The sequence below is a fragment of the Pseudomonas sp. NPDC086566 genome, from assembly GCF_050280885.1.
Taxonomy (GTDB): Bacteria; Pseudomonadota; Gammaproteobacteria; order Pseudomonadales; family Pseudomonadaceae; genus Aquipseudomonas; species Aquipseudomonas vlassakiae.
This window is the reverse complement of the sequence record NZ_JBNNWD010000013.1, coordinates 81,529-89,736: the sequence shown is the minus strand read 5'-3', so window position 1 is coordinate 89,736 and position 8,208 is coordinate 81,529. Positions and strand designations below refer to the sequence as shown.

The 8,208-nt window shown below is 63.5% G+C and carries 7 protein-coding genes and 2 pseudogenes; 4 read left to right on the top strand and 5 right to left on the bottom strand.

Going from position 1 to position 8,208, the window contains the following annotated elements; all coding sequences use genetic code 11:
* A pseudogene (locus ACQKPS_RS25060) lies at nt 1-70 on the bottom strand (hypothetical protein); the annotation flags it as partial.
* An 84-nt stretch (nt 71-154) separates the two neighbouring features.
* Between ACQKPS_RS25060 and ACQKPS_RS25055 the strand changes: the two are divergent.
* Nucleotides 155-1,573, top strand: a complete 1,419-nt coding sequence (locus ACQKPS_RS25055) for a short-chain fatty acid transporter (RefSeq protein WP_254485221.1) — start codon at nt 155-157, stop codon at nt 1,571-1,573.
* A 63-nt stretch (nt 1,574-1,636) separates the two neighbouring features.
* Here ACQKPS_RS25055 and ACQKPS_RS25050 read toward each other — a convergent pair whose 3' ends face one another.
* Both ACQKPS_RS25050 and ACQKPS_RS25045 read right to left on the bottom strand, forming a co-directional pair.
* Complete coding sequence (locus ACQKPS_RS25050; protein ID WP_427605876.1) at nt 1,637-2,524, bottom strand: dihydrodipicolinate synthase family protein; 888 nt, start codon at nt 2,522-2,524, stop codon at nt 1,637-1,639.
* A 33-nt stretch (nt 2,525-2,557) separates the two neighbouring features.
* Nucleotides 2,558-3,340 carry an aldolase gene (locus ACQKPS_RS25045; RefSeq protein WP_254485223.1) on the bottom strand — a complete coding sequence of 261 codons (783 nt, stop codon included), beginning with the start codon at nt 3,338-3,340 and terminating at the stop codon, nt 2,558-2,560.
* Nucleotides 3,341-3,492: 152 nt separating this feature from the next.
* On the opposite strand from ACQKPS_RS25045, the gene ACQKPS_RS25040 reads away from it, so the two are divergent.
* Both ACQKPS_RS25040 and ACQKPS_RS25035 read left to right on the top strand, forming a co-directional pair.
* Nucleotides 3,493-4,035, top strand: a complete 543-nt coding sequence (locus ACQKPS_RS25040; RefSeq protein WP_254485224.1) for a helix-turn-helix domain-containing protein — start codon at nt 3,493-3,495, stop codon at nt 4,033-4,035.
* Nucleotides 4,036-4,045: 10 nt separating this feature from the next.
* A pseudogene (locus ACQKPS_RS25035) lies at nt 4,046-4,872 on the top strand (AraC family transcriptional regulator).
* A gap of 58 nt (nt 4,873-4,930) precedes the next feature.
* Here ACQKPS_RS25035 and ACQKPS_RS25030 read toward each other — a convergent pair.
* Nucleotides 4,931-5,512, bottom strand: a complete 582-nt coding sequence (locus ACQKPS_RS25030) for a LysE family translocator (protein ID WP_427605874.1) — start codon at nt 5,510-5,512, stop codon at nt 4,931-4,933.
* 257 nt (nt 5,513-5,769) lie between these two features.
* On the opposite strand from ACQKPS_RS25030, the gene ACQKPS_RS25025 reads away from it, so the two are divergent.
* A complete protein-coding gene (locus tag ACQKPS_RS25025) occupies nt 5,770-7,341 on the top strand; it encodes a TerC family protein (RefSeq protein WP_254485227.1) in 1,572 nt (523 codons plus the stop codon).
* Here ACQKPS_RS25025 and rarD read toward each other — a convergent pair.
* On the bottom strand, nt 7,304-8,191 hold the full coding sequence (gene rarD, locus ACQKPS_RS25020; RefSeq protein WP_427605871.1) for an EamA family transporter RarD: 888 nt from the start codon (nt 8,189-8,191) through the stop codon (nt 7,304-7,306). The two genes, ACQKPS_RS25025 and rarD, sit on opposite strands and share 38 nt — an antisense overlap.
* Nucleotides 8,192-8,208 lie beyond the last annotated feature (17 nt).

The following is an 8,208-nucleotide window of genomic DNA, read 5'->3' as shown; positions in this document are numbered from 1 at the left end:
ATACGTCGCACAGCGCGGCGTATTTCTGGGCCAGCTCGTCGGCGTTCTTCTTCTCACCCTTGTTGAAACGCCTTTTCGCGACACAAGGCCGCTCCTACAGGGTTTTTGCGTTCTTGCAGAAAAATCCGAATAAAACCAATAAAAGGAAGTAACCGTGGCCGCTGAAATCCAAGACAGCCGCTCCGCCCGCTTTGCCCTGCGTTGCTCCAACTGGGCCGAACGCTGGTTCCCCGACTCCTGGGTATTCGCCGCTCTCGCCGTGTTGCTGGTGTGCATCGGCGCCCTGGCCATGGGCGCCAAGCCGACCGACACTGCCAAAGCGTTCGGCGATGGCTTCTGGAGCCTGATCCCGTTCACCATGCAAATGGCTTTCGTGGTCATCGGCGGCTACGTGGTGGCCAGCTCGCCACCAGCGGCCCGGCTGATCGACCGGCTGGCGCGCATCCCCGGCAATGGCCGCTCTGCGGTGTGCTGGGTTGCGCTGATCTCGATGCTGGCCTCGCTGCTCAACTGGGGGCTGTCGCTGGTGTTTGGCGGCCTGCTGGTCCGTGCCTTGGCCCGTCGTACCGAGCTGAAGATGGACTATCGCGCCGCAGGTGCTGCCGCCTACCTGGGCCTGGGTGCTGTCTGGGCGCTGGGCCTTTCGTCCTCGGCCGCGCAATTGCAGGCCAACCCGGCCAGCCTGCCGCCTTCGATCCTGTCGATCACGGGCGTGATCCCGTTCACCGAGACCATTTTCCTCTGGCAGTCCGGCGTGATGCTGGCGGCCTTGGTGATCGTCTCGCTGGTGATCGCCTATGCCACGGCACCTGGCCCGAACAGTGCGCGCAGCGCCGAAGCCTGTGGCGTCGACCCCAGCTTCACTGCGCCACCGGCACCCAAGCGTACCCGCCCGGGTGAGTGGCTGGAACACAGCCCGATCCTGATCCTGATGCTGGTGGCCCTGGCCGGCGGCTGGCTGTACCAGGAGTTCGCCACCAAGCCGGCGATCACGGCGATTTCCGGGCTGAACACCTACAACCTGCTGTTCATCATGCTCGGTGCCTTGCTCCACTGGCGCCCGCGCAGCTTCCTCGATGCCGTGGCCCGCGCCGTGCCGACCACCACCGGGGTGCTGATCCAGTTCCCGCTGTACGGCTCGATCGCAGCGATCCTGACCCAGGTCAAGGGGGTGGATGAACAGACCCTGGCTCACCATATTTCGCTGTTCTTCACCCAGATCGCCACCCATGACACTTACGCGCTGCTGATGGGCGTGTACTCTGCCGTGCTGGGGTTCTTCATCCCGTCGGGGGGTGGCAAGTGGATCATCGAAGCACCTTACGTGATGCTGGTGGCCAACGACCTGCAGTACCACCTGGGCTGGGCAGTGCAGATCTACAACGCCGCCGAGGCGTTGCCGAACCTGATCAACCCGTTCTACATGCTGCCACTGCTGGGCGTGCTGGGGCTCAAGGCGCGTGATCTGATTGGCTTCTCGTTCGTGCAGTTGCTGGTGCATGTGCCGCTGGTGCTGGTGTTGCTGTGGGCCTTGGGCACTACCTTGCAATACGTACCGCCAGTGATGCCCTGAGGTAATTGCGTCGCCTGAACCGGCCTCTTCGCGGGTTTACCCGCGAAGAGGCCGGTTCAGGTTTTAATCTGCCAAGGTTGCCAGCAATGCCGCCAGGGTCGCTCGCCCTGGCTCATCCAGCCCGAACACTGGCCTGCGTGGCTCACCCACCGGCAACCCGGTCAGCCCCAAACCCGCCTTGATGGTCGCCGGCAAGCCGCCTTTGAGAATGAAGTCGAGCAACGGCAACTGCCGATAGAACAGCGCCTTGGCCCGCACCAGGTCACCCTCAAGCACAGCCTGATAAAGCGCCTGGTTCAGTGCCGGAATCAGGTTCGGCGCAGCCGTGCACCAGCCTTTTGCACCGGCCACGAACGCTTCCAGCGCCAGCGGGTTGCAGCCGTTGTAGAACGGCACCTGGCCTTCACCCAGCAACTGCAGCCTGTGCATGCGCTGGATGTCGCCGGTGCTTTCCTTGACCATGGTCACGTTGGCCACTTCGCGGACGATACGCAGGATCAGTTCCACCGACATGTCGGTGCCGCTGGTGGCGGGGTTGTTGTAGAGCATGATCGGGATATCGATGGCCTCACCGATCGTGCGGTAGTGCTGGAGGATCTCGGCTTCGCTGAGCTTCCAGTAGGCGGCCGGCAGCACCATCACCGCGTCGGCCCCCTGCGTTTGGGCAAAGCGGGCGCGGCGCACGGCACCGGCAGTGGTCAGGTCGGAGACGCTGACGATGCTGGGCACCCGCTTGTCGATCCGGGCGAGGCTGTACTCGGCCACCTGCTGCCATTCGCTGTCGCTGAGGTAGGCACCTTCGCCGGTGCTGCCCAATGGCGCGATGGCCTGCACGCCGCCGTCGATCAGGCGTTCGATGGACTGGCCGAGCGCAGGCAGGTCGAGCCTTTCGCCGTCGGCGCTGAAAGGGGTGATGGTGTAGCCGATGATGCCGTGGAATTCAGTAGTCATGGTTGTGGGCTCCGCAAGCAAGGCATTCAGGGATCAGTTCAGGCAGTCGGCGTGGGCGCGCAGGCTCTGCCGGGCAAAATAGTTGAAGGCAGCGGCGTGGCGCTTGGGCCGGTCGATCCAGTCGTGGGCTTCGCGGCCCAGTGCCGGGTCGATGGGCTTGAGGGTGCCAGCCGACATCGCCAGCAGTTGCAGGCGTGCGGCGCGCTCGATCAACTGGGCGTACACGCAGGCCTGCTCGATGCTGATGCCGGTGGATAGCTGGCCATGGTGCGAGAGCAGGATGGCGCGCTTGTCCCCCAGCGCGGCACTGATGATCTCGCCTTCCTCGTTGCCCACCGGCACGCCAGGCCAGGCTTCGAGGAAGGCGCAATCGTCGTACAGCGGGCACAGGTCCATGTGCGAGACCTGCAGCGGCACTTCCAGCATCGACAGGGCGGCAACGTGTGTCGGGTGTGTATGGATGATGCAGTTCACATCAGGCCGGGCGCGGTACACCCAGCTGTGGAAGCGATTGGCCGGGTTGGGCATGCCCTGGCCTTCGAGCACCTCGAGGTCCTCATTGACCAGCAACAGGTTGCTGGCGCTGATTTCATCGAAACCCAGGCCCAGCTGCTGGGTGTAGAAGGTCCCGGGTTGCGGGCCGCGTGCGCTGATCTGCCCGGCCAGGCCGGAGTCGTGGCCGTGGTCGAACAGAATTCGGCAGGTCAGGGCCAGCTTTTCTCGTACAGTCCACGTATTATCGGCAAGCGAGCCTTGCATCTGCGTCAGCGCCTGCTGGACCAGTTGGTCCTTGCTGTGTGTCAGGGTCTTGGCCATGGGGTTTTCCTCTGTGGCGTGATGAGCGATGTCAGCGCTGGCCGGTTCCGAAGCTTTGGTCGGTCGAGGAATCTGCCAGGTCGTGACACAAATAATCCTATATGACACAAAGTGTCATAAGCAAGCCTGTAGACTCGGGAATATCGCGTCGCATGTCTAACCGATTGAAAATGTTGAGAAAAAAACTAGGGGTCACGCTTGAGGTGCTGGCCGAGAAGTCCGGCATGACCAAGAGCTACCTGTCCAAGGTGGAGCGTGGCCTGAATACGCCGTCGATCGCTGCTGCGCTCAAGCTGGCGCGGGCGCTGAATGTCAATGTCGAAGAGTTGTTCGCCGAGGAGCAGGCCGCACAGAGCCGCTATAGCCTGGTACGCCAGGGCGAGCGTCAGCCGCTGGTAGGCGATGGTCACGGGCCGGGCTACGCTGCATTGACCCGCCAGTTCGGGCAGCACAGCCTGTTGCCGTTCCTGATCCAGCCGCCCACCGAGTTCAGCGACCCGACTTTCAAGGAGCATGAGGGTGAGGAGTTTCTGTTCGTCCACACCGGCCAGGTGGAGGTCGACTTCATGAATGAGCGGGTGTTGCTGGAGCAGGGCGATGCGCTGCACTTCAATGCCCAGACACCGCACCGCCTGCGCTCGGTCGGCGCGCAGCCGGCGCAGTTGCTGGTAGTGGTGCAGCACAGCGGCGAATGAGGGCCGGGCGATGATCGAGGCGTCGCGGTTCTGGCGGGATCCGGCATTGCCCTTCGTCGAAGCCCGACGCGTGGGGATGGGCGCAAGGTCTGTTATGCCGCCCATTCCCACGAGAGCTTTTCCATCGGCGTGATCACTGGCGGGCGCAGTACCTACCTGAGTGGCCCCAGTCAGGTCGAGGTGATGGCCGGTACCACGGTCTTGATGAACCCGGGTGTGGTGCACACCTGCAACCCGATTGCCGGCCAGCCCTGGTCCTACCTGATGCTGTTCGTCGACATGCCGTGGTTGCTGGCCCGGGGCTTCGTCCTGCCTGCGCAGACGTTCAGCGTCTCTGCGGGGTTATACAGCCGGCTGCTTCAACTGTTTGCTGATTTGTTCGACGCTCGATTACAGGATCGTGAAGCACGGCTAGCTGCTTTTTTCGCCGATCTTCCCGGTTATCTGCATCCCGGTGCGCAGCACGTGCGCTGCGAGCACCCGCAGCTGGATGCGGCTGCGGCGTTCATTCGTGCGCACCGGGGCGACCCGTTGTGCCTGGCAGATATCTGCGCGGCTTGCGGCCTGTCCCGCGCCTACCTGATTCGTGCGTTCCGCCAGCGCTTCGGCCTGACCCCACACGGTTATCTGCTGGATCAGCGGGTGCAGTATGCGCGGGCGCAGCTGCGCAAGGGCAGGGCGATTGTCGAGGTGGCACTGGAAGCGGGCTTCGCCGACCAGGCGCATCTGCAGCGGGCATTCAAGCAGCACCTGGCGGCAACACCGGGGCATTACCGCGATGCAATGCCGGCCTCTTCGCGGCTGAAGCCGCTCCCACAGGTGCAGCGCAGCACTTGAGCATTGTGATATCCCTGTAGGAGCGGCTTTAGCCGCGAAGAGGCCGGCACTGGCGATATCAAACCAGCAGGTAAACCGCACTCCCCACCAGCGACACCGCCAGCCCCCGATTCAGCAACCGCAGATACCGCGGCTCCCGCAGATATTGGCGGATCACACTCCCGGCCCAGGCCCAGCAAGCTACCGAAACGAAACAGATTGGCCCGTAGATCCAGGTGAACAACCACAGCAGATGCTGTTCGCCACCGGTGTAGGCACCCACACCCGCCACCGCAGCCAGCCAGGCCTTGGGGTTCAGCCATTGCATCGCTGCGCCCTGCCAGGCCGAGGGCGCACGCGGCTGATCCGAGCCACCCAGCCGGCCATCATCGCTGGCCAGCTTCCACGCCATGTACAGCAGAAACGCCACGCCACCCCAGTGCAGCGCCAGCGCCAGCTGCGGCCAGCGCACCAGCAGTTCATGCAACCCCAGGCCGACCAGCACCAGCAACAGGCAAAAGCCCAGCGTCGCGCCTGTTACATGCCACAAACTGGCTCGCAAGCCATGGCGGGCACCGCTGCCAAGGGCGACGACATTGACCGGCCCGGGCGAGATCGAAGCGGCGAGGGCGAATGCGGCCATGGAAAGGGACAGGCTCATTTTACGTGACTCCTTTTTGAACGATGCCGCCATCCTGCGGCCTCACGCTGCAGGGGTATTGAAGAAAAATCCCCTGCGATGCCGCTACAGGTTTTGTAATAGTTTCGCGCTATCAGAAAAGCCTGCTGTGCTTGTAGGATCGTCTTCCCTAATCTGATCAAGGTTTATATGAGCACCTTCGCGGAGCCCCCCAGTTCCCGGCCTTCCCGGCCATCCCCCCTCCGTCCTCGTGACGCTTCCTTCGTGAGTACCCGCTAATGGAATGGCTAGCCGATCCCACGGCCTGGCTAGGCCTGTTGACGCTTATCGTCCTCGAACTGGTGCTGGGTATCGACAACCTGGTGTTCATCGCCATCCTCGCCGACAAGCTGCCGCCGCATCAGCGCGACCGCGCGCGGGTCATCGGCCTGAGCCTGGCGCTGATCATGCGTCTGGGCCTGTTGGCCAGTATTTCGTGGATGGTCACCCTGACCGCGCCGCTGTTCGAGGTGTTCGGCAAGAGCTTCTCTGGCCGTGACCTGATCATGCTGTTCGGCGGTGTGTTCCTGCTGTTCAAGGCCACCATGGAATTGCACGAGCGCCTTGAAGGGCATGTCACCCAGGCTACGGGGGCGGTGCGACATGCCTTGTTCTGGCCGATCGTGGCGCAGATCGTCGTGCTCGACGCGGTGTTCTCGCTGGACGCGGTGATCACGGCCGTCGGCATGGTCGAAGAATTGTCTGTGATGATGATCGCAGTGATCTTCTCGATCGGCATCATGATCGTCGCCAGCAAGCCGCTGACCCGTTTCGTCAACGCGCACCCGACGGTGATCATGCTGTGTCTGGGCTTCCTGATGATGATCGGTTTCAGCCTGACCGCCGAAGGCCTGGGCTTCCATATCCCGAAAGGCTACCTGTACGCGGCCATCGGCTTCTCGATCCTGATCGAGCTGTTCAACCAGCTGGCCCGTGCCCGCCGCAAGCGCAGCCTGCAGCAGCACCGGCCGCTGCGTGAGCGTACCGCGCATGCGGTGCTGCGCCTGCTGGGTGGCCGCCGGGTCGAGGCTGACGAGGTGGGCGAAGAAATCGCCGATCTGGTCGAAGGGGGCGAAGAGCAGGTGCTGTTCGATCGCCGTGAGCGGGTGATGATCAGCGGCGTGCTGAACCTGGCCGAGCGGCCGATCCGCACGGTGATGACCGCACGTGCCGAGGTCGACGTGCTCGACCTGGCGCAACCCGCGCAGGCCATCACCGAGGCGCTGGCCAACTCACCGTATTCACGCCTGCCGTTGATTCGCGCCGGCCACATCGAGGAACCGCTGGGTTTCGTACACAAGAAGGAACTGCTCAAGGAGTTCCTGTCTGGCAGCCAGCCGGACCTGGAGCGCATGGCCCGGGCGCCGTTGAACCTGCTGGAGAGTTTCAGCATCCTCAACGCCCTCGAGCAAATGCGTAGCCAGTCGACGCACATTGCCTTCGTGATCAACGAGTTCGGTGATTTCACCGGCCTGTTGACCATGACCGACATCCTTGAGTCGATCGCCGGTGAGTTGCCGGATGCCAGCGAGGTGGAAGGCCCGGCGATCATCGAGGAAGATGGCAGCTTTGTCGTCAGCGGCGCCCTGAACCTGAGCCAGGTCCAGGCGCGGACAGGCTTCAGCGCCCGTGCCACCGAGGACTACCAGACGCTGGCAGGGCTGGTGATGAGCTTGCTGGACCGCCTGCCGGTGGTGGGCGACCAGTTGGCCTGGAACGGTTGGCGCATGACCGTGGTGGCGGTGGAGGAGCGCCGGGTACGCCAGGTGCGCCTTACACCGAGCGCCGACGTTGACGCAGCAGGTGCTTGAAGCCTTCAAGCACCAGCACCAGGACTGCGGCCCAGATCGGCAGGTAGGTCAGCCACTGATCCGGGCCGATGGTTTCCCCCAGTAGCAGGGCGACGCCCACCAGCAACACCGGCTCGACATAGCTGAGCAGGCCGAACAGGCTGAACGGCAGCAGGCGGCTGGCCAGCACGTAGGCGATCAGTGCGCAGGCGCTGATCGCCCCCAGCAACGGAATCAAGCCATAGAGGCCTGGGTGCTGGTGCAGATCGGCCGCCGACAACGGGCCCTGGGTGACGAAGTACAGCGCCCAGGGCAGCAGCAGGCACATGTCGCACCACAGGCCACCCAGGTGGTCGGTGCGGCAGCGTCGCCGCAAGACGAAGTAGATCGGGTAGCCGATCGTCACCAACAAGGTTTCCCAGGCGAAGCTGCCATTCTGGTACAGCTCGTGTCCGACACCCAGCGCGGCGCAGCCGACCGCCACTGCCTGCAAGCGTGACAGGCGCTCGCCATAGACCAGGCGCCCGGTCACTACCATCGCCAGCGGCAGCAGAAAATAACCCATCGACACTTCCAGGCTGCGCCCGTGCAGCGGCGCCCAGAGGAATAGCCACAGCTGCACCCCCATCAGCCACGAGGTCCCCAGCATGCCCAGCAGCAGCATTGGCGTCTGGCGCACGCGGGCGAGCAGCTCGCCGACGCGCTTCCAGTCTTTGCTGGCCCACATGAACAGGGTGAGACAGGGCAGGGTCAACAATGTGCGCCAGCCAAAGATCTCTTCGCCATCGAGCGGCGACAGCAAGGAGGTATAGAAATACATCACGGCGAACAGACAGGACGCCATGACCGACGAAATAATGCCTTTTGACACGAATGCCTCGGATAGGG